The organism is Kitasatospora sp. NPDC093558 (genome assembly GCF_040683475.1).
In the GTDB taxonomy this organism is placed as follows: domain Bacteria; phylum Actinomycetota; class Actinomycetes; order Streptomycetales; family Streptomycetaceae; genus Kitasatospora.
Genome location: NZ_JBFBDY010000022.1, coordinates 1 through 23,794, shown reverse-complemented (window position 1 = coordinate 23,794; position 23,794 = coordinate 1). Strand labels below are relative to the sequence as shown.

Annotated in this window: 23 protein-coding genes; 17 read left to right on the top strand and 6 right to left on the bottom strand. The window is 72.7% G+C overall.

Annotated features, from left to right (window positions below):
- The first annotated feature begins 17 nt into the window (after window positions 1-17).
- Window positions 18-596 (top strand): dienelactone hydrolase family protein, encoded by a 579-nt coding sequence (locus AB0O00_RS04760; RefSeq protein ID WP_363648655.1) that lies wholly within the window; start codon window positions 18-20, stop codon window positions 594-596.
- Window positions 597-843: 247 nt separating this feature from the next.
- On the opposite strand, the gene AB0O00_RS04755 is transcribed toward AB0O00_RS04760, so the two are convergent.
- On the bottom strand, window positions 844-1,374 hold the full coding sequence (locus AB0O00_RS04755; protein ID WP_363648654.1) for a hypothetical protein: 531 nt from the start codon (window positions 1,372-1,374) through the stop codon (window positions 844-846).
- Window positions 1,375-1,731: 357 nt separating this feature from the next.
- Here AB0O00_RS04755 and AB0O00_RS04750 point away from each other — a divergent pair, with 357 nt between their 5' ends.
- Window positions 1,732-2,565: a hypothetical protein gene (locus AB0O00_RS04750; RefSeq protein WP_363648653.1), complete on the top strand. Its 834-nt coding sequence runs from the start codon at window positions 1,732-1,734 to the stop codon at window positions 2,563-2,565.
- Window positions 2,566-2,696: 131 nt separating this feature from the next.
- Window positions 2,697-6,230 carry a DNA polymerase III subunit alpha gene (dnaE, locus tag AB0O00_RS04745; RefSeq protein ID WP_363648652.1) on the top strand — a complete coding sequence of 1,178 codons (3,534 nt, stop codon included), beginning with the start codon at window positions 2,697-2,699 and terminating at the stop codon, window positions 6,228-6,230.
- 69 nt (window positions 6,231-6,299) lie between these two features.
- On the opposite strand, the gene AB0O00_RS04740 is transcribed toward dnaE, so the two are convergent.
- Window positions 6,300-7,187: a LysR substrate-binding domain-containing protein gene (locus tag AB0O00_RS04740; RefSeq protein WP_363648651.1), complete on the bottom strand. Its 888-nt coding sequence runs from the start codon at window positions 7,185-7,187 to the stop codon at window positions 6,300-6,302.
- Window positions 7,188-7,259: 72 nt separating this feature from the next.
- On the opposite strand from AB0O00_RS04740, the gene AB0O00_RS04735 reads away from it, so the two are divergent.
- From AB0O00_RS04735 to AB0O00_RS04710, 6 genes are all read left to right on the top strand, one after another.
- Window positions 7,260-8,150 carry a dihydrodipicolinate synthase family protein gene (locus tag AB0O00_RS04735; protein ID WP_363648650.1) on the top strand — a complete coding sequence of 297 codons (891 nt, stop codon included), beginning with the start codon at window positions 7,260-7,262 and terminating at the stop codon, window positions 8,148-8,150.
- A gap of 131 nt (window positions 8,151-8,281) precedes the next feature.
- Complete coding sequence (locus tag AB0O00_RS04730) at window positions 8,282-9,310, top strand: aspartate-semialdehyde dehydrogenase (RefSeq protein ID WP_363648649.1); 1,029 nt, start codon at window positions 8,282-8,284, stop codon at window positions 9,308-9,310.
- Between the two features lie 364 nt (window positions 9,311-9,674).
- Window positions 9,675-10,928, top strand: coding sequence for an NYN domain-containing protein (locus AB0O00_RS04725; protein ID WP_363648648.1), 1,254 nt, complete (start codon window positions 9,675-9,677; stop codon window positions 10,926-10,928).
- A gap of 60 nt (window positions 10,929-10,988) precedes the next feature.
- Window positions 10,989-11,990: an ABC transporter ATP-binding protein gene (locus tag AB0O00_RS04720; RefSeq protein WP_363648647.1), complete on the top strand. Its 1,002-nt coding sequence runs from the start codon at window positions 10,989-10,991 to the stop codon at window positions 11,988-11,990.
- On the top strand, window positions 11,987-12,799 hold the full coding sequence (locus tag AB0O00_RS04715; protein WP_363648646.1) for an ABC transporter permease: 813 nt from the start codon (window positions 11,987-11,989) through the stop codon (window positions 12,797-12,799). Before AB0O00_RS04720 ends, AB0O00_RS04715 begins: the two co-directional genes overlap by 4 nt.
- 64 nt (window positions 12,800-12,863) lie before the next feature.
- Entirely contained in the window at window positions 12,864-13,676 is an 813-nt protein-coding gene (locus AB0O00_RS04710; protein ID WP_363648645.1) for a hypothetical protein, read from the top strand.
- Between the two features lie 9 nt (window positions 13,677-13,685).
- Here the strand turns inward: AB0O00_RS04710 and ybaK are convergent, their stop codons facing one another.
- The 3 genes from ybaK to AB0O00_RS04695 are packed head-to-tail and all read right to left on the bottom strand — an operon-like array spanning window position 13,686 to window position 16,586.
- A complete protein-coding gene (ybaK, locus tag AB0O00_RS04705; RefSeq protein WP_363648644.1) occupies window positions 13,686-14,180 on the bottom strand; it encodes a Cys-tRNA(Pro) deacylase in 495 nt (164 codons plus the stop codon).
- Window positions 14,181-14,228: 48 nt separating this feature from the next.
- On the bottom strand, window positions 14,229-14,957 hold the full coding sequence (locus AB0O00_RS04700; protein WP_363648643.1) for an LON peptidase substrate-binding domain-containing protein: 729 nt from the start codon (window positions 14,955-14,957) through the stop codon (window positions 14,229-14,231).
- A gap of 51 nt (window positions 14,958-15,008) precedes the next feature.
- Complete coding sequence (locus tag AB0O00_RS04695) at window positions 15,009-16,586, bottom strand: oxidoreductase (RefSeq protein ID WP_363648642.1); 1,578 nt, start codon at window positions 16,584-16,586, stop codon at window positions 15,009-15,011.
- Window positions 16,587-16,677: 91 nt separating this feature from the next.
- On the opposite strand from AB0O00_RS04695, the gene hisD reads away from it, so the two are divergent.
- Genes hisD through hisF form a run of 8 tightly spaced genes read left to right on the top strand, consistent with a single transcriptional unit; the run spans window position 16,678 to window position 22,510 of the window.
- Window positions 16,678-17,985 (top strand): histidinol dehydrogenase, encoded by a 1,308-nt coding sequence (gene hisD / locus AB0O00_RS04690; RefSeq protein WP_363648641.1) that lies wholly within the window; start codon window positions 16,678-16,680, stop codon window positions 17,983-17,985.
- Window positions 17,982-19,091 carry a histidinol-phosphate transaminase gene (locus AB0O00_RS04685; protein WP_363648640.1) on the top strand — a complete coding sequence of 370 codons (1,110 nt, stop codon included), beginning with the start codon at window positions 17,982-17,984 and terminating at the stop codon, window positions 19,089-19,091. The genes hisD and AB0O00_RS04685 overlap by 4 nt, the downstream gene beginning before the upstream one ends.
- A 6-nt stretch (window positions 19,092-19,097) precedes the next feature.
- Window positions 19,098-19,691 (top strand): imidazoleglycerol-phosphate dehydratase HisB, encoded by a 594-nt coding sequence (gene hisB / locus AB0O00_RS04680; protein WP_363648639.1) that lies wholly within the window; start codon window positions 19,098-19,100, stop codon window positions 19,689-19,691.
- Window positions 19,688-19,840, top strand: a complete 153-nt coding sequence (locus tag AB0O00_RS04675; RefSeq protein ID WP_329928313.1) for a hypothetical protein — start codon at window positions 19,688-19,690, stop codon at window positions 19,838-19,840. The genes hisB and AB0O00_RS04675 overlap by 4 nt, the downstream gene beginning before the upstream one ends.
- Before the next feature lie 33 nt (window positions 19,841-19,873).
- Window positions 19,874-20,509, top strand: coding sequence for an imidazole glycerol phosphate synthase subunit HisH (hisH, locus tag AB0O00_RS04670; RefSeq protein ID WP_363648638.1), 636 nt, complete (start codon window positions 19,874-19,876; stop codon window positions 20,507-20,509).
- Between the two features lie 17 nt (window positions 20,510-20,526).
- Window positions 20,527-21,252 (top strand): bifunctional 1-(5-phosphoribosyl)-5-((5-phosphoribosylamino)methylideneamino)imidazole-4-carboxamide isomerase/phosphoribosylanthranilate isomerase PriA, encoded by a 726-nt coding sequence (gene priA / locus AB0O00_RS04665; protein WP_363648664.1) that lies wholly within the window; start codon window positions 20,527-20,529, stop codon window positions 21,250-21,252.
- 59 nt (window positions 21,253-21,311) lie between these two features.
- Window positions 21,312-21,743 carry a RidA family protein gene (locus AB0O00_RS04660; protein WP_363648637.1) on the top strand — a complete coding sequence of 144 codons (432 nt, stop codon included), beginning with the start codon at window positions 21,312-21,314 and terminating at the stop codon, window positions 21,741-21,743.
- Complete coding sequence (gene hisF / locus AB0O00_RS04655) at window positions 21,740-22,510, top strand: imidazole glycerol phosphate synthase subunit HisF (protein WP_363648636.1); 771 nt, start codon at window positions 21,740-21,742, stop codon at window positions 22,508-22,510. Before AB0O00_RS04660 ends, hisF begins: the two co-directional genes overlap by 4 nt.
- A 69-nt stretch (window positions 22,511-22,579) precedes the next feature.
- On the opposite strand, the gene AB0O00_RS04650 is transcribed toward hisF, so the two are convergent.
- Window positions 22,580-23,359 (bottom strand): VOC family protein, encoded by a 780-nt coding sequence (locus tag AB0O00_RS04650; protein WP_363648635.1) that lies wholly within the window; start codon window positions 23,357-23,359, stop codon window positions 22,580-22,582.
- Between the last annotated feature and the right edge of the window lie 435 nt (window positions 23,360-23,794).

The window sequence follows — 23,794 nt, the reverse complement described above, 5'->3', positions numbered from 1 at the left end:
GCTGAAGGACCCGGACCGTGGCCCAGATCGTCCTCTTCCATTCCGCCTACGGGCTGCGCCCCGCCGTGCACGCCGCCGCCGACCGGCTGCGCTCCGCCGGGCACACCGTGCACGCGCCGGACCTGTTCGACGGGCGGACCTTCGACGACATCGAGGCCGGGCTCGCGTACCAGGAGGAGCTCGGCGGCAGCGACGAGCTGCTGCGGCGTGCGGTGACCGCGGTCGCCCCGCTGGCGGAGGGCAGGCTGGTGTACGCCGGGTTCTCGCTCGGGGGCTCGCTCGCGCAGAACCTGGCGCTGGCGGACGAGAAGGCGCGCGGGCTGCTGCTGTTCCACGGGACGTCGGACCTGCGGGAGGACGCGGCGACGGAGATCCCGGTGCAGCTGCACGTCGCCGAGCCGGACCCGTTCGAGACGGAGGACTGGCTGAACGCCTGGTACCTGCAGATGCGCAAGGCCGGGGCGGACGTCGAGGTGCACCGCTACCGGGGCGCCGGGCACCTGTTCACGGATGCGGAGCTCGCCGACTACGACGCCGAGGCGGCGGAGCGGGCTTGGGCCGTCGCGCTGGACTTCCTGACCGAGTGCGACCACTGAGCGGGTACTGGGAGACGCCGCCGGCGCGCAAGCTCGGGATCCGGGCGGGGGACTAACTGCTCCTGGTGGGCGCGCCGGCGGGTTTCGCGTTGCCGGACCTGCCGGAGGGCGTCACGGCGGCCACCGCATCGTTCGACGTCCGAGTGTGGTTCCCGGCCGGGCGCGGCGCCTACGGGCTCGGCCGGTACGGGCCGGTGGACCATCGCGCGGGAGCCGTCCCGCGATCGGCCCGGCGTGCCGGCCGGGGCTACGGGGCGGCAGTGGCGGGCTGGGTGGAGAGGGCGGCGGTGGCGAAGGTGCGGGTTCGTTCCGCGGCCTGGTCCAGGGGGACGTGTTCGCCGTTCGGGGGGAAGAAGTCGATGGAGCCGACCGCGCTGTAGTTCGCCCAGAAGCAGGTGGTCATCGGGAAGGTGTCCGTGACGTTCTGCTGGCACTTCATCACCATGGTCCTGGTGGAGTACCCCTTGGGATCGCCGACGGGCTTGCGGCCGTAGCCCTGGAGCAGCTCCATGGTGTGCTTGAAAGACCTGTCGAGAGCGTTCTGCGGGTCGGCGACCGCGGTGAACAGGCGGGTCTTGGCGGTGAAATGGGGCACCGTCGTGGTGAACTGCCCCTTGCTCAGCCTGATGCGCTGGCTCCCGAAACACGATGCCGTTCCGTGGTCGTCCTCAGCGCCGCCCTCGCGGGTGGGCAGGTCGTCGACCCCGAAGACGTGCACGTCCAGGTCGCTGCCGAAGTGGAAGCCGCCGTTGCCCTCGGAGCAGGTCAGTCCGTCCAACTGCGGCACGGTGACGCGTGCGTAGCGCGTTCCGGTATCGGGCCCGAGCTTCTCCGCCTTCGGCGCGGCTGCCGGTGCGGCCCCCTTGCCGCCGTCCCCCTGGCCCCCCGACCCACACCCCGCGACGAGCGCGCCCAGAACCAGTGCCGCTGCCGGCATCCCCCACTTGCGCACCTGTGCTGCCACCTCTCGGTTCCCCGTAAACGATCATCAGGATCGTACGCGACATGCCGGACACGAAGTGGGCGCGGAAGGGGCGTTGGTAGCCGCGGCGGCTGCGCGGGAAGTCGGCCCGGCCGACTTCCCGCGCTGGAGACGGATGGCTGACCTTCCGGCCTCCTGGGGGACGATGGGGCCATGGCAGAGCGGAGATACGAGTACGCGCCGGCGGGGACGCTGCCGGGGTTGTTGCAGCGGGGGCGCGGGCTGGGCGCGCTGATGGCGGCGGAGGATCCGGCGGCCGCCGCCGAGCTGGTGTACGGGTGTGTCCGGTGGGAGTGGCGCTGGGACGCCTCGGTGGACCAGCGGGACCGCTACCTGGCGCGGCTGGTGCGGGACCTGGCACTGCCGCTCGGGCCGGTGGTCGAGCTGCTGTCCGCTGGGGACGCCGCCCGCGAGCGGGCCGTCCGGGTGCTGGAGCTGCTGGCGCTCGACGGCTCGGACGAGGCCCGGGAGGCGCTGCGGGCGCACGGCCGGGAGGACGGGCGCGGGTCGCCGGAGCCGTTGGCGGGGCCGGGGGAGCCGCCGGACGGGCGGGGAGTTCCGGCGCTGGTCGCCGAGCTGGAGCGGTGCTGGGTGGAGCAGACCTGGCGCGGGCCCGCCGGCCTGGCCTGGGAGCTGGGGCGGTTCGGGGCGGAGGCGGCGGGGGCCGCGTCGCTGCTGCGGCGGTTCTGGCTGTGGACGCCGCACTCGTCCGAGCGGGCCGCGTACCTGGAGGGGCTGGCGGCGGTGGGGTCGGCGGGGATGGGCGAGGCGTACACCGAGTCGCTCTGGGACTGCGAGGCGGACGCCCGGCTGCTGGGCGTCGAACGCGCCCCTGACGAGCCCCGGGTGCGGGAGCGCCTGGTCGGCCTGCGGGACGACCCGATGGAGGAGACGGCGGTCCGGGAGGCCGCCCGGGCGCGACTCGCCGGGCCGGCCTGGGGGCCCTCCGGGCGGGCGGGGCGAGAGAGCGCGGGGGAGCTAGAGTAGACGCGTGAATGCGTGAGGGATGGTCCGGACCCCGGGAGGTGGTTCGGGCCACATCTGTTTCCAGGGCATCCCCTGTGACCTGCGCGTTCGCCGGCCCACCAGACAAGCACCGAGCCTCCGGAGGCCCCGCCTTGAGCGATCAGCCGTTCGCGCATCTGCACGTCCACACCGAGTACTCGATGCTGGACGGCGCCGCCCGGCTGAAGCAGATGTTCAAGGAGGTCGAGCGCCTGGGCCAGACCCACGTCGCGATGACCGACCACGGGAACATGTACGGCGCCGCCGAGTTCCACAAGCAGGCCACGGCCGCCGGGATCACCCCGGTGATCGGCATCGAGGCGTACGTCGCGCCCGAGTCCCGGTCCAACACCAAGCGCATCCTGTGGGGCCAGCCGCACCAGAAGAAGGACGACGTCTCCGCGTCCGGCGCCTACACCCACAAGACCATCTGGGCCCGCAACAAGGAGGGCCTGCACAACCTCTTCAAGCTCACCTCGCGCTCCTACGCCGAGGGCTGGCTGGTGAAGTGGCCCCGGATGGACAAGGAGCTGATCTCCGAGCTGTCCGGCGGTCTGATGGCCACCACCGGCTGCCCGTCCGGCGAGGTGCAGACCCGGCTGCGGCTGGGGCAGTTCGACGAGGCGGTCAAGTCCGCGGCCGACTATCAGGACATCTTCGGGAAGGAAAATTACTTCCTGGAGCTGATGGACCACGGCCTCGACATCGAGAAGCGGGTCCGCGACGGCCTGCTGGAGATCAGCAAGAAGCTGAACATCCCGCCGGTGGTCACCAACGACTCCCACTACACCACCGAGGCCGACGCCGGCGCCCACGACCTCCTGCTCTGCGTGCAGACCGGCAAGAACCTCTCCGACCCGGACCGCTTCCGCTTCGACGGCACCGGCTACTACATCAAGTCCGCGGCCGAGATGTACGCCCTGGACTCCTCGGACGCCTGGCAGGAGGGCTGCCGCAACAGCCAGCTCCTCGTCGCCCAGCGGGTCGACACCGAGGGCATGTTCCAGTTCAGGAACCTCATGCCGCGCTTCCCGATCCCGGAGGGCTTCGAGTCCGAGGCGGACTTCTTCAAGTCCAAGGTCTGGGAGGGCATGGACTGGCGCTTCCCGGGCGGGTACGACGAGGAGCACAAGAAGCTCGCCGAGTACGAGATGGACACCATCATCCAGATGGGGTTCCCGGCGTACTTCCTCGTGGTCGCCGACTTCATCATGTGGGCCAAGAGCCAGGGCATCGCGGTGGGCCCCGGCCGTGGTTCGGCGGCCGGCTCGCTGGTCGCCTACGCGATGGGCATCACCGACCTCGACCCCATCCCGCACGGCCTGATCTTCGAGCGCTTCCTCAACCCCGAGCGCATCTCCATGCCCGACGTCGACATCGACTTCGACGAGCGCCGGCGCGGAGACGTCATCCGCTACGTGACCGAGAAGTGGGGATCCGACAAGGTCGCCATGATCGTCACGTACGGCACCATCAAGGCGAAGGCCGCCATCAAGGACTCCTCGCGCGTCCTCGGCTACCCGTACGCGATGGGCGACCGGATCACCAAGGCGATGCCGCCGGACGTCATGGGCAAGGGCATCCCGCTGTCGGGCATCACGGACTCCTCGCACCCGCGCTACGGCGAGGCCGGCGAGATCCGCGGCCTGTACGAGACCGACCCGGACGTGAAGAAGGTCATCGACACCGCGCGCGGCATCGAGGGCCTGATCCGCCAGCCCGGCGTGCACGCGGCCGGCGTCATCATGTCCGCCGAGCCGCTGACCGACCACATCCCGGTCTGGACCCGGCACACCGACGGCGTCACCATCACGCAGTTCGACTACCCCACGTGCGAGGGCCTCGGCCTTCTCAAGATGGACTTCCTCGGCCTGCGCAACCTGACGATCATGGACGACGCCGTCAAGGCGATCGAGAAGAACAAGGGCGAGAAGATCGAGCTGCTCAAGCTGCCGCTCGACGACAAGCCGACGTACGAGCTGCTCGCCCGTGGCGACACGCTGGGCGTGTTCCAGCTCGACGGCGGGCCGATGCGCTCGCTGCTGCGCCTCATGAAGCCCGACAACTTCGAAGACATTTCGGCCGTCCTGGCGCTGTACCGGCCCGGTCCCATGGGCGTCAACTCCCATACGAATTACGCCCTTCGAAAGAACGGGCAGCAGGAGATCACCCCGATCCACCCGGAGCTGGAGAAGCCCCTGGAGGAGGTGCTCCGGCCGACGTACGGCCTGATCGTCTACCAGGAGCAGGTGCAGAAGGCCGCGCAGATCCTCGCCGGGTACTCGCTCGGCCAGGCGGACCTGCTGCGCCGAGCGATGGGCAAGAAGAAGAAGGAGATCCTGGAGGCGGAGTTCGTCCCCTTCCAGAAGGGCTGCCGCGAGCGCGGCTACTCGGATGCCGCCATCCAGGCGGTGTGGGATGTTCTGGTTCCGTTCTCCGGCTACGCGTTCAACAAAGCGCACACCGCCGGGTACGGGCTGGTCTCGTACTGGACGGCCTACCTGAAGGCCAACTACCCGGCCGAGTACATGTCCGGCCTGCTCACCTCGGTAAAGGACGACAAGGACAAGTCCGCCGTCTACCTGAACGAGTGCCGCAAGATGGGCATCCAGGTGCTGCCGCCGGACGTCAACGAGTCCGACTCGGACTTCACGCCGCACGGCAGTGAGACCGTCCGGTTCGGGCTGACCGCCATCCGCAACGTCGGTGGGCCGGTGGTCGAATCGATGATCCGCACCCGGAAGGCGAAGGGGAAGTTCACCTCCTTCCCCGACTTCCTGGACAAGGTGGAGTCGGTGGTCTGCAACAAGCGGACCGTCGAATCGCTCATCAAGGCGGGCTCGTTCGACTCCCTCGGACACACCCGCAAGGGCCTCAGCGCGCAGTTCGAGCCGATGATCGACAACGTCGTCGGAGTCAAGCGCAAGGAGGCCGAGGGGCAGTTCGACCTCTTCGGCGGCGACGCGACCGCGGACGAGCCGAGCTTCGGGCTGGACGTCACCTTCTCCGACGAGGAGTGGGACAAGGCCTTCCTGCTCACCCAGGAACGGGAGATGCTCGGCCTGTACGTCTCCTCGCACCCGCTGCACGGCATCGAGCACGTGCTCGCCGACAAGGCGGACTGCGCGGTCGCGGACCTCGCGGAGCGGCCGGACGGGACGATCGTCACCATCGGCGGCATCATCTCGGGCCTCCAGCGGAAGATGACCAAGCAGGGCAACGCGTGGGCGATCGCCACCGTCGAGGATCTGGCCGGCTCGATCGACTGCATGTTCTTCCCGGCGAGCTACCAGCTGGTCTCCTCCCAACTCGTCGAGGACGCCGTGGTGTTCGTGCGCGGCAAGCTCGACAAGCGGGAGGACGTGCCGCGGCTGATGGGGATGGAGCTGTCGGTTCCGGACTTGTCGAACGCGCACGCCGAGGCGCCGATCGTCATCAACATCCCGAGCGTGAAGGTGACGCCGCCGCTGGTGGCCCGGCTCGGCGAGGTGCTGAGCAGCCACCGGGGGACGACCGAGGTGCGGTTGCGCCTGGAGGGCGCGCGGTCGACGACGGTGCTGAGGCTCGACCGGCACCGGGTGAAGTCGGATCCGGCGCTGTTCGGGGATCTGAAGCAGCTGCTCGGGCCGAGCTGTTTGGCGGGTTAGGCGCACGGGAGAGAAGCACGGATCGGGGCGCAGGGATTGGGGGGAGTTGAAGGGGGCGCGGGGAGAGCCTCAGATGGTGCCGCCGAGGCCTGGGGGGACGGAGGTGTGGAGGGCCGAGACGAAGGCGGAGATCGCCGGGTGGGAGCCGGCGCCGGCGCGGAAGGCGGCGCGGGTGCGGCGGTACATGGGCAGGCGGGTGAGGACCACGCCGGGCGGGGGCTCGGCGGTGCCCAGGTGGGGGACGAGGGCGACGCCCTGACCGGCGGCCACCAGGGCCAGGACGGTCGTGAAGTCGTCGATCTGGTGCCGGACCCGCGGCGCGAAGCCGGCGGCCTCGCAGGCGCGGACGGCCATGCTGTGGCAGAGCGTGCCGCGCGGGGCCAGGATCCAGGGCGCGGTGCGCTGTCCGGCGACCGTGCCCGGCGTACGGGCGGCCAGGTACATCGGCTCGGTGAACACCGGGCGGGTCACCGCGAGGCCGGGTTCGGGGTCGGCCGGGACGAGGTCGTACTCGTGGACCAGGGCGACGTCGAGTTCGCCCGCGCGCAGGGCCGCGCCGACGCCCGCCGGGTCGACCTCGGTGACCATCGGCTCCAGCCCCGGGTGCCAGCCGGCCAGTTCGGCGAGGACGGCCGGGATGATCGCGCGCGCCGCCGAGGGGTAGGTGCCGATCCGCAGCGGGCCGGCCAACCCCTGGCGGGCGTGGGCGAGTTCGGCGTCCGCCTGTTCCAACCGGGCCAGCACCGCCTCGGCGTGCCGGACCAGGCCCAGCGCGGCCGGGGTGAGCGCGACCCGGCGGCCGGTGCGCTCCAGCAGCGGGACGCCGGCCTCCTTCTCCAGGACGGACAGCTGCTGGGACACCGCCGAAGGGCTGAAGGAGAGCGCCTCGGCGACGGCGGCGATGGTGCCGAGGTGGGCCAGTTCGCGCAGCAGGCGCAGGCGTCGGACGTCGAGCATCGGCTCAGCTTACGAGAAGCGTCGGAAATGTGAACTGGACCTGGGTGATCGGCACGGCGCAGGATCGGACGCATGGAACTCGCGGGTATCTACGTCCCCCTGATCACTCCCTTCGCCGCCGACGGCTCCGTCGCCCTGGACGCCCTGGAGAAGCTCGCGCACGAGGTGCTCGACGCCGGTGCGGCCGGGCTCGTCGCCCTCGGCACGACCGGTGAGCCCGCCGCGCTGAGCGCCGAGGAGCGGCGGGCGGTGATCGACGTGTGCGCCGCCGTGTGTGCCGGGCGCGGCGCGCAGCTGATCGTCGGCGCGCACGGCGGGGACACCGGGGCCACGGCGGAGTCGCTGGCCGAGCTCGGCGCGCAGGCGCCGCAGGCCGCGGCGGCGCTCGTCACCGTCCCGGCGTTCCTGCGGCCCGGCGAGGCGGGGACGGTGGCGCACTTCCGGGCGCTCGCGAAGGCGAGCCCGCTGCCGCTGATCGTCTACCACATCCCGTACCGGACCGGGCAGCAGCTGTCGGCCTCCGCCCTGCTCGAACTCGCCGCGCTGGACGGCGTGGTGGGCGTCAAGTACGCGACCGGCGGGCTGGACCAGGCGGCCGTCGAGCTGCTCGCCGCCGGGCCCGACGGGTTCGCGGTGCTGTCCGGGGAGGACGCCTTCGTGTCGTCGATGCTGGCCCTCGGCGCGGCCGGCGGCATCCTCGCCGCCGCCCACCTGGCGACCGGCCGCTTCGTCGAGCTGACCGACGCCTGGCGGGCCGGGGACGTGGAGCGCGCTCGGGCGCTCGGGCACCGGCTGACCGCGCTGGCGCTGGCCGTCTTCGCGGAGCCGAACCCGACGGTGGTGAAGGGCGTCCTGCACGCGCAGGGGCGGATCCCGACCCCGGACGTACGGCTGCCGCTGCTGCCGGCCGGCCGGGCGCACGTGGACGCGGCGCTCGCCCTGGTGAGTGGTCTGGACCACTAGGGTCCGTCCGGGGCCGCTCTCACAGCGTGGCCCCCTCTCAACCAGTGAAATGCCAGGTCGCCCTCCCCGCGTGACAAGGCATGATGGGCAGAGTGCGACTGTGAAAGCACCATTCAGAGGAGTCAGTCGGAATGAAGATCGGTATCGTCGGGGCCACCGGCCAGGTCGGCGGCGTCGTCCGCGAGATCCTGGCGGAGCGCAACTTTCCGGTGGAGCAGCTGCGGCTGTTCGCCTCGGCCCGTTCGGCCGGGCGCACGCTGCCGTGGCAGGGCACCGAGGTCACCGTCGAGGACGCGGCCACGGCCGACTACACCGGCCTGGACATCGTGATCTTCTCGGCCGGCGGCAGCACCTCCAAGGCCCTCGCCCCCAAGGTCGCCGCGGCCGGTGCGGTCGTCATCGACAACTCCTCCGCCTGGCGCCGCGACCCCGAGGTCCCGCTGGTCGTCTCCGAGGTCAACCCGGAGGCCATCGCCGAGCGGCCCAAGGGCATCATCGCCAACCCGAACTGCACCACCATGGCCGCCATGCCCGTGCTGCGCCCGCTGCACGAGGAGGCCGGGCTCGCCGCGCTCGTCGTCTCCACCTACCAGGCCGTCTCCGGCAGCGGCGTGGCCGGCGTGGCCGAGCTGCAGGACCAGGCCGCCAAGGTCGTCGACGGCGCCGCCGCGCTCGCCCACGACGGCTCCGCGGTGGAGTTCCCCGAGCCCAAGGTCTACCAGCGGCCGATCGCCTTCAACGTGGTGCCGCTGGCCGGCGCCATCGTCGAGGACGGCTCCAACGAGACCGACGAGGAGCAGAAGCTCCGCCACGAGAGCCGCAAGATCCTCGGCATCCCGGAGCTGAAGGTGGCCGGCACCTGCGTGCGCGTCCCGGTCTTCTCCGGCCACTCGCTGCAGATCAACGCCCGCTTCGAGCGCCCGATCAGCCCCGCGCGCGCCGCCGAGCTGCTCGCCGGTGCCCCCGGCGTCGAGCTCTCCGACATCCCCACCCCGCTGCAGGCCGCCGGGCAGGACCCGAGCTACGTCGGGCGCATCCGGGTGGACGAGACGGTGGAGAACGGGCTGTCGCTGTTCGTCTCCAACGACAACCTGCGCAAGGGCGCCGCGCTCAACGCCGTCCAGCTGGCCGAGCTGGTCGCCGCCGAGCTGAAGGGCTGAGACGCCGAGGCGCTGGAGGGTCGAGACCCCGCCGAGTCGAGGGCTGAGACTCCGCAGAGCTGAGGGCCGAGACCCCGCCGAGCCGAGGGCCGAGACCCCTGCGCGCTGGAGGGCCGAGAACCCCGAAAGCGCAGCCCGCGTGACGTAAGGCGGGCCCCGTCGTTGAACGGGGCCCGCCTTTGCGTTCCGTTGGGAGGGCTGTTGCGCGACCGCGACATCCCCCGGGGTTCGGCGCGCGAACCAGGGGGAAAAGGTGAGCCAACGATCGGGCGGTCGCGGGAGTCCCCTCACCCACCGCGCCCGTTCCCCGGGCGGACCGCGCCCACCTGGCCTGACCCCGAGGGCGAGCGGAAAGAGGTGCGCGATGGATCGCTGTGTCGTCCTGGTGGATGCCGGATACCTGCTGGGCGCCGCCGCCAGCCTGCTCGCCGGCGACCCGTCCCGTTCCCGGGTGACCGTCGACCACACCGCGCTGATCACCGCGCTGCGCGAACGCGCCGAGGCCGAGACCGGGCTCCCGCTGCTGCGGATCTACTGGTTCGACGCCGCCCCCGACCGGCGCCCGATGCCCGAACACCGGCGGCTGCGCGTCCTGCCCCGGGTGACCGTCCGGCTCGGCGCCCTCACCCGGGCGGAGGGCCGCTGGGTGCAGAAGGGCGTCGACGCCGCCATGCACGCCGAGCTCTCCGAGCTCGCCCGCAACCGGGCCTGCGCCGACGTCGTGCTGATCACCGGCGACGGCGACCTCCTGCCCGGCATGATGTCCGCCAAGGAGCACGGCGTCGTCGTCCACCTGTGGGCGCTCCAGGCCGCCGACGGCGACTTCAACCAGTCCGAGGACCTCGTCGGCGAGGCCGACGAACGGCGGGTCCTCGACCGCGAGTGGATCGAGGGGTCCTTCACCCTCCGCGAGACCGCGAGCGTCTTCCCCGCCCCCGGCCAGGGGCCCCGGCAGGAGATCGCCAAGATCCTCGCCGCGCCGCCCGCCGCGCCGCCGGTCGTCGTGCCGCCCGCCGTGCCCGTCCGCCCGGCTGCCGGCGCGCCCGCGCCCGTCGCCCCCGCCGCCACCAACGGGCGGCCGCAGCCGGCCGCCGCGCTCAAGGTCGTCCCGACGCCCAAGGACCTCGCCGGGCGCACCGCCGTCGCACCCGCCGTCGCTTCCGTCGCCACCGCGAACGGCAACGGCGCCCACACCGGCCCGGTGCTGCGCTGGTCCTCCGACCGCGGCTGGGTCGACCGGCCCGCCCCCGAGCCCGCCGTCACCGCCGGCGACAGCCTGCCGACGCTCGCCCAGCTCACCACCGCCGAACAGCGCTGGGCCGACCGCGAGGAGGACATCACCTCCATCGGCGGCGACGCCCACGAGGTCGGGCAGGTCTTCGCCCGCCGCTGGAGCGAGCGCCTCGGCGACGTCGAACGGCTCACCGTGCTGTGGCCCGACTACCCGCGCATCCCGCACCGCGTCGACGGCGAACTCCTGCGCTACGCGGCCCGGTTCGGACTGCTCGCGCACAAGGACGACCAGATCGACGAGCACGACAGGTACGCCATCCGGGCCGGCTTCTGGAAGGAACTCGCCTCCCGGGTGCCGGGCGGGTCGATGGTCGTCGACGACTGAGGACAGGCCCGGGGCCCCCGTTGTCCGGTTCGCCCGGGTGAGCGCGTAAAGTCGTCGGTCGTGAACGAGACGGCGGCAGGGCGAGCACCCCAGGGCGGCCTGCCGTGCTGCGCCGTTCGCGACCTGGTGAAGACCTACCGCGCCGGACGCGGCTCCGCGGCCACCGAGATCCGGGCCAACGACGGGATCACGCTGACCGTCCGGCCGGGTGAGATCTTCGGACTCCTCGGGCCCAACGGCGCCGGCAAGTCCACGCTCGTACGCCAGCTCTGCGGGCTGCTGCGCCCCGACTCCGGCTCGGTCGAACTCTTCGGCCACGACATCGTGCGCCACCCCGAGCTGGCCGCCCGCCTGCTCGGCTACCTCGGACAGGAGTCCACCGCCCTCGACGAGCTGACCGTCGCGCTCGCCGCCGAGACCACCGGACGGCTGCGCGGGCTCAGCCGGGCGCGGGCCCGGGCCGAGGCCGGCGAGGTGCTGACCGAGCTGGGCCTGGAGCCCATCGCCGGCCGGCCGCTCGCCAAGCTCTCCGGCGGGCAACGCCGCCTCGCGTGCTTCGGCGCGGCGCTGGTGGGGGAGCGGCCGCTGCTGGTGCTCGACGAGCCCACCACCGGGATGGACCCCGTCGCCCGCCGCGCCGTCTGGGCCGCCGTCGACCGGCGCCGGGCCGAGCGCGGCACCACCGTGCTGCTCGTCACCCACAACGTCATCGAGGCGGAGACCGTCCTGGACCGGGTCGCCGTGGTCGACGAGGGCCGGGTCATCGCCTGCGACACGCCCGGCGGGCTGAAGGCCCTCGTGGACGGCGATGTCCGGCTCGACCTGGTGTGGCGGGACGAGGCCCCGGTCGGCGTGCCGGCCGTCGCCGAACTCGCCCGGCGGGCCGAGCGCACCGGCCGCCGCTGGACCGTGCGGACCAGCCCCGAACAGGCCCGCGAACTCGTCGCCGCCGTCACCACCGGCCCGGCCTTCGCCGCCCTCGACGACTTCACCCTCGCCACGCCGAGCCTTGAGGACGCCTACCTCAAGCTGGGCGGCCGCCACGGAGGACTGGTCAAGTGACGCTGCTCTCGGTGCCGCCGCGGACCGCCGCCGACGCGGGCCCCGCGCCCGTCCCGCTCGCCCCCGCGGCGCGGCTGCTGCCCGCGCTCGCGGCCGTCTACCGGGCGCAGCTCGCCCGGGCCCGGGTGGCGCGGATCCCGCTGCTGTTCGTGGCGACGTTCCAGTCCCTCGGCATCCTCGTCATGATGCGGGGCGTCGTGGACGCCGGGCAGGGCTCGGCGGCACGGTCGGTGGTCGCCGGGTCCAGCGTGCTGGTGGTGGCGTTCGTCGCGCTCAACCTGCTCGCGCAGTACTTCGGGAAGCTGCGGGCCACCGGCGGCCTGGACCACTACGCGACGCTGCCCGTTCCGGCCGCATCGGTGGTGCTGGGGGCGGCCGGGGCGTACGCGTCGTTCACGCTGCCGGGGACGGTGGTGACGGCGGCGGTGGGCGCGGTCATGTTCGGGCTGCCGCTCGGCCACCTGTGGGTGCTGCTCGCGGTCGTGCCGCTCGCCGGGGCCGCGCTGTCCGGGCTCGGCGCGGCCTGCGGGCTGCTCGCGCCGCGGCAGGAGATCGCGACCATGCTCGGGCAGCTCGGGATGTCCGCGGCGCTGCTGCTCGGCGTCCTGCCGGTGGACCACCTGCCGCAGCCGGTGCTGTGGCTGCGCGACCTGCTGCCGTCCACGTACGGCGTGGAGGCCTTCGCCCGTACGTTCACGCCCGACCCGGACTGGGCGCTGGTCGCGGGGGACCTCGCGGTGTGCGCCGGGGTGGGCGTGGTGTCGCTGGCGATCGCCACGTGGGCGTACCGGCGGGCCGTCTCCCGGTAGGGCTTACCGCTGCGGTTCACGGGCGGCGGGTTGTTCCGGGCGCGATCGTGAAACGATGGGGCCCGTGACCGTACCGAACACACCTCCGGATCCCACCCGCGACGACGTGCCCGCGGTGCCGGACGCCAACCCGTTCGCGCCGCCGCAGCCCCACGACGCCGCCGGGCTGCCGCCGCTTCCGGAAGGGATCGGGGACGTCTCCAGGACCGAGGACTCGCTGCAGGACCGGCTGCTGCCGGAGCTGCGGATCGGTGCGGCGACGGTGGTCGTGTGCGCGGTCCTCGGGCTCGCCATGGCCGGGCTGTGGGCCTGGCTGGCGCCCAAGGTGCCGCTGCTCGTCGACGGCGACCGGATCCTGTACGCCGACCCCGAGGGCGAGCAGCGCGCCGGGGCCGACGCGGTGTTCGTGCTCATCGGGCTCGGGATGGGGATCGTCACGGCGCTCGGCGCCTTCCTCGTGACGCGGCGCCGCGGCGGGGGCATCTCGGTCGCGGTGGGGCTGGCGGTCGGCGGGCTGCTCGGCTCGCTGGGCGCGTGGCGGCTGGGCCGGTCCTTCGGGCCGAGCCACGACCTGATCGGGGAGGCCCGGCGGGTCGGCAACGGGGGCCGCTTCTACGCGGACATCGACCTCGGGGCGCAGGGCGCACTGCTGGCGTGGCCGATGGCGGCGATGGTGCTGCTCCTGCTGCTGTCGGCGGCGTTCGGCAAGCGCGAGGAGGACCCGCCGCCGTACTGGGCCGGGCCGTACGGGGCGGCTGCGCCGCAGGCTTCGGTGGAGGGGCTGGACGGGCACGCCGGGCTGGAGGGGCCGGTTGGGCACGCCGGGGACGTGGAGCGGACGGGGGAGCAGGGCGGGACTGACGACCGCCGGCCCTGACGCCTGCTCCTAGCGGGCGATGGGGGCGGTCGTGGCCTTCGTCAGGGTGATCAGGTCGGCCGGGGCGAGTTCCACTTCCAGGCCCCGGCGGCCCGCCGACACGTAGACCGTCGGGTGCGCCATCGCGCCCTCGTCGACGACCGTCCGCAGCGGGCGGCGCTGGCCCAGCGGGGAGATCCCGCCGCGGACGTAGCCGCTGCTGCGCTCGGCGGCGGCCGGGTCGGCCATGGCGGCGCGCTTGCCGCCGACCGCGGCGGCCAGGGCCTTGAGGTCGAGCTGGCCGGCGACCGGGACTACGCCGACGGTGAGCACGCCGTCCACGTCGGCGACCAGGGTCTTGAAGACCCGCTCGGCGGCGACGCCCAGGGCCTCCGCGGCCTCGCCGCCGTAGGAGGCGGCGGCCGGGTCGTGCTCGTAGGAGTGCACGGTGAACGGGACGGCGGCGGTCTCCAGGGCGACGGTGGCCGGGGTGCCCTGGCCGCCCTTCTTCGGCTTCTTGGCCACGGGAGCTCCTGGGGGTCACACGGGGCGGTCGGTCGGGGTCGGTCGGGGTCAGTTGGGGCTGAACGACTGGCGGGTGAGGTCGACCGCGGGCAGCGACGGCAGCCAGCTCAGCACGGCCGTCTCGCGCCGCAGCAGGTCGAGTTCGGTGCGCAGCCGCTGGGCGGTGTCGGGGCAGGCGAGCAGCTGCTGCTTGACCGGCGTTTCGAACACCGAGGCGGCGGCGACCAGGTAGGAGAGCACCTGCGGGTCGTCCGGGAGTTCCTGGCGGCCGACGGTGCTGGCCTCGCGGGCGCCGGCGAGCCGCTTCTGGTAGGCGCGGAAGGCCCGCTCGACCTCGGCGGCGAGGGCGCCGGAGCCCTCGCCCGGGCGCTCCTCGATCGGCTCGATCTCGCCGGTCAGGTACGGACCGGACGTGTCGACGTCGCGCAGCAGGAACCGGGTGGTGCCGGTGACCAGGAGTTCGTACCGGCCGTCGGCCTGGTCCTGGACGGAGGCGACGTCGGCGACGCAGCCGATGTGGTGGATCGCCTCCAGGGCGTCTCCGGTGAATGTGCCGAGGCCGTCCAGCGGGCCGGCCGGGCCCTCGTCGGGCCGGACCGGGGCGACCTCGCGGCCGTCCTTGATCGCGAGCACGCCGAAGCGGCGCGGCTCGTCCTCCGGCTGTTCGAGCAGGTCGGCGACGAGACGGCGGTAGCGCTCCTCGAAGACGTTCAGGGGCAGCACCAGGCCCGGGTAGAGCACGGTGTTCAGCGGGAAGAGCGGCAGCCGTTCTGTCACGGCGGACAGCGTAGTTCCCCGGGCCGGGGCCTTGTCGCGCGGTTATCGGGGTCAGCCGCGCTGGAGCATCCTCGTGGCGCCCGCGACGACGGTGGAGGCGAGCAGCCAGCCGACCACGACGAGGCCGGCGGAGACCCACTGGGTGAGCCCGCCGGGGTTCCACGCGCCCTGCTGGAGGTCGACGATCGGCAGGAGCTGGTTGAGCGTGTACAGCACCGGGTTCCAGTGCGGCTTCTCGTCGCCCTTCAGCGGGTCGAGCGGGTGGGTGGCGAAGAAGACGCTGCCGAGGGCCCAGGCGAGGAGCAGCCACAGGGCGGCGCGGCCGGGGCGGTAGCCGTAGCCGACGCTGACGTCCTGGACCGTGCCCCAGATCCGGGCGGGCAGCGGGAGTGTCTCGCGGCGGCGGCGCTGCTTGGCGTAGAGCACCTCGCGGGCGTCGTCGTCGGCGCCGTCGCGGCGCATGGCGGCGGCGAGCTGCTCGTAGGACTCGGGCTGGAAGTCGACGGTGGAGCCCTCCAGCCAGGCGATGCGCTGCTGGACGGTGAACGCTGCGACCGGGCGCAGGACCTCGTAGGTGAACCCGGTGAGGCCGAGGTGCTTGCCGAGCGGCCAGGCGTCGGGGGTGTCGACGAGGTTGCCGACGCGGGCGCGGGAGAGCGAGACCGGTCCGGTGGGCCGCATGCGGCAGGTGAAGCGCAGTTCGGGGGTGTGGATGCGGCGCAGCGAGAGCTCGTCGTCGCCGTCCAGGTGGAACTCGCCCGAGATCAGGCAGGCGCCGTCGAAGCGGGCGTCGGACAGCCGCACCTGGCCGTGGGCGCGGAACGGGGTGCTGGGGGCGCCGGCCGGCGCGGTCTGGCCGTAGCCGGAGCCGTAGTAGCTGCGGGAGCCGAACCAGCCGCCGTCGGCGGAGCTGGTGAGGTAGGCGGTGTGGCCGACGGTGATCCGGACGGCGTTGAGGCAGATGCGGTTGTCCGGGACGGCGTGCAGCTGGGCGCCGCGCAGGGAGAGCCGGCCGCCGATCCGGGCGGTGCGCAGGCTGAGCTCGCCGTGGACCTCGATCCGGTCGGCCTCGAAGTCCTGGTGGACGGCCATGCCGTCGGCGGAGACCGCGCGCCCGTAACGGTCGGAGCCGAGGCGGGTCATGTTGAGGAGCAGGTCGGTGCCGATCTTGGCGTCGGTGAGCCGGATGCCCTCGGGGATGCGGCAGCGCGCGAGGTGGAGGTCGCCGGTGGTGGCCAGCCGGGAGGCCTCCAGGCGGGGGATCAGGCAGTCGACCATCCGGACGGTGCTGGCCTCGGCCTCGGAGATCAGGATCTTGTGCTCGAAGCGGCAGCCGTACAGCTCGACGTACTGGTTGATCCGGCCGCCGGCGAGGTTGAGCGCGCCGGTGACGTTGACGCCGTTCATCCGCAGGGAGGAGACCCGGCCCGGGGCGGCGGTGGGGCCGGCCAGCAGCAGGTGGGCCAGGACGTCGGCGCGGACGGTGCGCTCGGGGCCCCACTCGGCGTCCCCGTAGGGGTCGTCCTCGGCGGTCTCGCGGGCGCGGCGGTCGAAGACGTCGCCCTGGCGGAAGGCCTCCCAGAGCTCCTTCTCGGTGTCGGTCCAGCCCGCCGGAGCGTGTCCCACCATCGTTTCCCCCGTCCCCCCGGTCGTCTCGCCTTTCGTATCACGGAGTGAAATGAGGGACCAGTGGTTTCGGCCACTCCTTACACTGGTTGGCGTGATCTCTCGAATCGACCTCCGCGGCTCGCTGGACGACCCGCGTGACCTGCTGCCCCGTGCCGAGTTCGACGTGGCGGCCGCCCTGGAGAAGGTGCGGCCGATCGCCGAGGACGTACGCCATCGCGGGGTCGCGGCGCTGATCGAGATCACCGAGCGCTTCGACGGCGTCCGGCTGGAGTCGACCAGGGTCCCGGCCGAGCAACTGACCGAGGCCCTGGAGACGCTGGACCCGAAGGTGCGGGCCGCGCTGGAGGAGTCGATCCGCCGCGCCCGGGCCGTGCACGCGGACCAGCGCCGCACCGGGCACACCACGCAGGTGGTGCCGGGCGGCACGGTCACCCAGCGCTGGGTGCCGGTGGACCGGGTCGGGCTGTACGTGCCGGGCGGGCTGGCGGTGTACCCGTCGTCCGTCGTGATGAACGTCGTGCCGGCCCAGGAGGCGGGCGTCCAGGGCATCGCCGTCACCTCGCCGCCGCAGAAAGAGTTCGGGGGGCGCGTCCACCCGACGATCCTGGCGGCCTGCGCGCTGCTCGGCGTGGACGAGGTGTACTCCGTCGGCGGCGCCCAGGCGGTCGCGATGTTCGCCCTCGGCACCGAGGAGTGCGCGCCGGTGAACATGGTCACCGGCCCGGGCAACATCTACGTCGCCGCCGCCAAGCGCTACTTCGCCGGCCGGATCGGCATCGACTCCGAGGCCGGCCCGACCGAGATCGCCGTCCTCGCCGACGACAGCGCGCTGCCGTCCGACGTCGCAGCCGACCTGATCAGCCAGGCCGAGCACGGCCCCACCTCCGGATCGGTGCTGGTCACCGACTCGCCGGCGCTGGCCGACGCGGTCGAGGCCGAGCTGGCCGTCCAGGTCGCGAAGACCAAGCACAGCGAGCGCGTCGCCGAGGCCCTCGGCGGCCGGCAGTCCGGCATCATCCTGGTCGACGACCTGGAGCAGGGCCTCACCGTCGTCAACGCCTACGCCGCCGAGCACCTGGAGATCCAGACCCGGGACGCGCACGCGGTGGCCGCGAAGGTCCGCAACGCGGGCGCGATCTTCATCGGCCGCTGGACGCCCGTCTCGCTGGGCGACTACGCGGCCGGCTCCAACCACGTGCTGCCCACCGGCGGCTGCGCCTGCCACTCGTCCGGCCTGTCCGTGCAGACCTTCCTGCGCGGCGTCCAGGTCGTCGAGTACGACCGGGACGCGCTCGCGGACATCGCCGCGCACGTGGTGAACCTGGCGAACGCCGAGGACCTGCCCGGTCACGGCGACGCGATCAAGGCTCGATTCGACTGGACGGTGCCCGGCTCGTGACCCGCACGACTCGTATTGACGATCTCCCCATCAGGGACGAGCTGCGGGGCCAGTCCCCGTACGGCGCACCGCAGTTGGACGTGCCCGTCCAGCTCAACACCAACGAGAACCCGTACCCGCTGCCCGAGGAGCTGGTGGCCCGGATCGCCGAGCGCGTCGCCGAGGCCGCCCGGGGGCTGAACCGCTACCCCGACCGGGACGCGGTCGAGCTGCGCGAGGGCCTCGCGGCCTACCTCGGCCGCACCACCGGCCACGCCGTGGCGCGCGAGCAGGTCTGGGCCGCCAACGGCTCCAACGAGGTGCTCCAGCAGCTCCTCCAGACCTTCGGCGGCCCCGGCCGCCGCGCGCTCGGCTTCGAGCCGTCCTACTCGATGCACGCCCTCATCTCCCGGGGCACCGGCACCGAGTGGATCTCCGGCCCGCGCAACGACGACTTCACCATCGACGTGGACGCGGCCGTCGCCGCGATCGCCGAGCACCGGCCCAACGTGGTCTTCGTCTGCTCGCCGAACAACCCCACGGGCACCGCCGTCGCCGCCGACGTCGTGCTGCGCCTGTACGAGGCCGCCCAGGCCGCCCGGCCCAGCCTGGTCGTCGTCGACGAGGCCTACGTCGAGTTCTCGCACCGCGCCTCGCTGCTGCCGCTCATCGAGGGCCGCCCCAACCTGGTGGTCACCCGCACCATGTCCAAGGCCTTCGGCGCGGCCGGGCTGCGCCTCGGCTACCTGGCCGCCGACGCGGCCGTGGTGGACGCGGTCCAGCTGGTCCGCCTGCCCTATCACCTGTCGGCCGTCACCCAGGCCACCGCGCTGGCCTGCCTGGAGCACACCGACACCCTGCTCGGGTACGTCGGCCGGCTCAAGGCCGAGCGCGACCGCCTGGTGGACTCGCTGCGCGGGCTCGGCCTGGAGGTGACCGACTCGGACGCCAACTTCGTCCAGTTCGGCCGCTTCGCCGACACCCACGCCGTCTGGCAGGCCATCCTCGACCAGGGCGTCCTGGTCCGTGACAACGGCGTCCCGGGGTGGCTGCGCGTCACCGCCGGCACGCCGGCCGAGAACGACGCCTTCCTGGCCGCCGTCTCTCAAGTGATCAAGGAGCTGTAACCCCGCATGTCCCGCATCGGACGCATTGAGCGCACCACCAAGGAGACCTCGGTCCTGGTCGAGATCGACCTCGACGGCACCGGCAAGACCGACATCTCCACGGGCGTCGGCTTCTACGACCACATGCTCGACCAGCTCGGCCGCCACGGTCTGTTCGACCTCACCGTCAAGACCGACGGCGACCTGCACATCGACACCCACCACACCATCGAGGACACCGCCCTCGCGCTCGGCGCCGCCTTCAAGCAGGCGCTCGGCGACAAGGTCGGCATCTACCGCTTCGGCAACTGCACGGTGCCGCTGGACGAGTCGCTCGCCCAGGTCACCGTCGACCTCTCCGGCCGCCCCTACCTGGTGCACACCGAGCCGGAGCACATGGCGCCGATGATCGGCAGCTACGACACCACGATGACCCGGCACATCCTGGAGTCCTTCGTGGCCCAGGCGCAGATAGCCCTGCACGTCCACGTGCCGTACGGTCGCAACGCGCACCACATCGTCGAGTGCCAGTTCAAGGCGCTCGCACGGGCCCTGCGCTACGCCTCCGAGCGCGACCCGCGCGCGGCCGGCATCCTCCCGTCGACCAAGGGTGCACTGTGAGCAAGACCGCCGTCGCTCTCCTCTTCGTCGGCCTCTTCCTGGCCGGCGGGGTGATCTCGTTCTGGAAGCAGAAGCTGCCGAAGGGCGTCATCCTGGTGCTCGCGATCGGCTCCGTGATGTGCCTGGCCGCCGGCGCCATGCGTCTGTAGCACCGCCGTAGCAGAGAGACTGGACACCTGAACATGGGCAAGAACGTCGTCGTCCTCGACTACGGATCGGGCAACCTGCGCTCCGCGCAGCGGGCCCTGGAGCGCACCGGCGCCACCGTCACCGTGACCTCCGACTTCGACGCGGCGATGGCCGCGGACGGCCTGCTCGTCCCCGGCGTCGGCGCCTTCGAGGCGTGCATGCGCGGCCTGCGGGGCGTCCGCGGGGACTGGATCATCGGCCGTCGGCTCGCCGGGGGCCGCCCGGTCATGGGCATCTGCGTCGGCATGCAGATCCTCTTCGAGAAGGGGGTCGAGCACGGCGTGGAGACGGCCGGCTGCGACGAGTGGCCCGGGACCGTCGAGCCGCTGGACGCCCCGGTCGTGCCGCACATGGGCTGGAACACCGTGGACGTGCCCGAGGGCAGCCGGATGTTCGCGGGCCTCGACCCGCAGACCCGCTTCTACTTCGTGCACTCCTACGGCGTGCGCCACTGGGAGCTGGAGACGCACAGCGCGCGGATCAACGCGCCGCTCGTCACCTGGGCCACCCACGGGCAGCCGTTCGTGGCCGCCGTCGAGAACGGGCCGCTGTGGGCCACCCAGTTCCACCCCGAGAAGTCCGGCGACGCCGGTGCCGCCCTGCTGACCAACTGGGTCAACACCCTCTGACCGTCTGAGAGTTGTTACTGATGAGCCTTGAGCTTCTGCCCGCCGTCGACGTCCGGGACGGCCAGGCCGTCCGCCTCGTCAAGGGCGCCTCCGGCACCGAGACCTCCTTCGGCGAGCCGCTGGCCGCCGCCCTCGCCTGGCAGAACGCCGGCGCCGAGTGGCTGCACCTGGTCGACCTCGACGCCGCCTTCGGGACGGGCAGCAACTACGAGCTGCTGCGCGAGGTCACCGGCCAGCTGGACATCAAGGTCGAGCTGTCCGGCGGCATCCGCGACGACGAGACCCTCGCCCGCGCCCTCGCCACCGGCTGCACCCGCGTCAACCTCGGCACCGCCGCCCTGGAGGCCCCCGAGTGGGTTGCCAAGGCCATCGCCGAGCACGGCGACAAGATCGCCGTCGGCCTCGACGTCGTCGGCACCACCCTGCGCGGGCGCGGCTGGACCCGCGACGGCGGCCAGCTCTTCGACGTCCTCGACCGGCTGAACCAGGAGGGCTGCGCCCGCTACGTCGTCACCGACGTCAACCGCGACGGCACCCTCACCGGCCCCAACCTGCAGCTGCTGAGCGACGTCTGCGCCGCCACCGACCGCCCGGTCGTCGCCTCCGGCGGCGTCTCCTCGCTGGACGACCTGCGCGCCATCGCCGGCCTCGTCGGACAGGGTGTCGAGGGTGCCATCGTGGGCAAGGCACTCTACGAGCAGAAGTTCACCCTCGAAGAGGCGCTGGCGGCGGTTTCGGGCTGACGTCGGACCGGCTGACGTCAGGCTGACGGTTTCAGAATGACGGAAGAGGCGGTTACAGGATGACGGAACGTCGGATCGTACGCGGCCGGGTCGCCGGATTCTCCCCCTGGGAGGACGAGTTCGGCTACTCCCGGGCGGTCGTCGCGGGCGACCACGTGCACGTGGCCGGCTCCACCGCCTGGGTGGACGGCCGGATCGAGCACGAGGGCGACCCGTACGGGCAGACCCTCGCCGCGTTCGGCGTCGGGCTCAACGCCCTGGCCGCGTACGGTCTGACGGCGGACGACGTCGTCCGCACCCGGATGTACATCACGCACGTCCGCGACGCCGAGGAGGTGGGCCGCGCCCACCGTCAACTCTTCGACGCCGCCCGCCCGGTGGCCACCATGGTGGTGGTCGAGGGCCTGATCGACTCCCGGATGATGGTCGAGGTCGAGATCGACGCGTACCGTGCCGGGCTGGCAAAGACCCTGGAAGGCAATCAGTCGTGACCCTCGCAGTACGTGTCATTCCCTGCCTGGACGTCGACGCCGGGCGGGTGGTCAAGGGCGTCAACTTCCAGAACCTGCGCGACGCCGGTGACCCGGTCGAGATGGCCAAGCTCTACGACGCCGAGGGGGCCGACGAGCTCACCTTCCTCGACATCACCGCCTCCTCCGGCGACCGTGAGACCACCTACGACGTCGTCCGCCGCACCGCCGAGCAGGTGTTCATCCCGCTCACCGTCGGCGGCGGCATCCGCGCCGTCGACGACGTGAACAAGCTGCTGCGGGCCGGTGCCGACAAGGTCGGCGTCAACACCGCGGCCATCGCCCGGCCGGAGCTCGTGCGGGAGATCGCCCAGCGCTTCGGGCGGCAGGTGCTGGTGCTGTCGGTCGACGCCCGGCGCTGCCCTTCCGGCACCGAGACCGCATCGGGGTACGAGGTCACGACGCACGGCGGGCGCCGCGGCACCGGCCTCGACGCCGTCGAGTGGGCGGGCCGCGCGGCCGAGCTGGGCGCGGGCGAGATCCTGCTCAACTCGATGGACGCGGACGGCACCAAGGACGGCTACGACCTGGACATGATCCGGGCCGTGCGCAAGGCCGTCTCCGTGCCGGTGATCGCCTCCGGCGGCGCCGGCAAGCTCGCCGACTTCGCCCCGGCCGTGGAGGCGGGCGCGGACGCGGTGCTCGCGGCCAGCGTCTTCCACTTCGGGGACCTGCGGATCGGCGAGGTCAAGAACGCGCTGCGGGAGGCCGGGCACCCGGTGCGGTGAGCCGTCTTGAGAGGGGCCCGTCACCGTGCTGGTGGCGGGCCCTCTTTTTGTCGTTACTGCTTTTTGTCGTTACTGCCGGGGCTCGCCCTTGATCAGCGCGAAGGGGGCGCCGTTCGGGTCCGCGAGCCAGGCGATCCGGCCGACGTTCTCCACGTCCGAGGCGGGCATCATCACCGTGCCGCCGGCCGCCGTCGCCTTCGCGATCAGCGCGTCCACGTCGTCGGCGGCGAAGTACGGCGTCCAGGCGGAGGGCTCGCCCTCGCCCATCACCGGGGCGATGCCGCCGAAGCTCGTCTCCTGCTGGTCGCCCTCGGCGGTGGAGACCACCTGGTAGGACATGCCCGGGGACGGCTCGAAGTTCTCCGCCCGCCAGCTGAACAGCGTCTTGTAGAACGCGAACCCGGCGTCCTGGTCGGAGGTGTGCAGCTCGGACCAGCACAGGGAGTTGTCGGCGGAGACGGTGTCGAGGCCGGTGGTGTTGCCCGCCTGCCACAGCGCGAACCGGGCCCCCTGCGGGTCGGCGACCTGGGCGAAGCGGCCCTCGCTCATGACGTCCATCGGCTGCACGAGCACCCGGCCGCCGGCCTGCTCGGCGGTCTTGACGGCGGCGTCGACGTCGGGGGTGAGGAAGTACGTCGTCCAGGTGGACTGGTCGCCCTCGTTGAGCGGGCCGACGGCGCCGACGGTCTTGCCGTCCAGCTGGAGGAAGCCGTAGCCGCCCGCCTCCGGGCCGGCCGACTGGAACGTCCAGCCGAAGACCTCGTTGTAGAAGCCGACGGTGGCGGGGATGTCCGGGCTGCCGAGGTCGATCCAGCAGGGCGAGCCGGCGGGGAAGTCGGTGGTGAGCATGAGGTGGTGCCCCTTCGACGGAGAGCTGACCGGAGCGGTTTCCGACGGGCGCGCGCACGCCCCCTCCCCGGCCATCTGAGAGTCTGCACCGGGGCACTGACAATCGCCTCCGGGGCGGGGTGGGGGCGGGCGGGTCGCTAACCCGAACGGGTGCCTCTGACCGGTGCCACGTTCACCGTCGGAGGTCGACCTGCACGACTGCGTGGCTACCGCTGGTCCGCCACGCGGTGTCCGTTGCGTAGGAAGTCGGCCTGACCGACTTCTCGTTCGCACCTGGCTGGGGCCGGTCGTTCGGGTGTTGGGGGGCGGGCGGGCGCCGCGCCCCACCCCCCCCAGTAGCGGTGTGCGAAGGGGCCCGGCGGGGGGGGGCGGGGGGGGGGGGCGGGGGGGTGGGGGGGGGGGGGGGGGGGGGCGGGGGGGGGGGGGGGGCCCCGC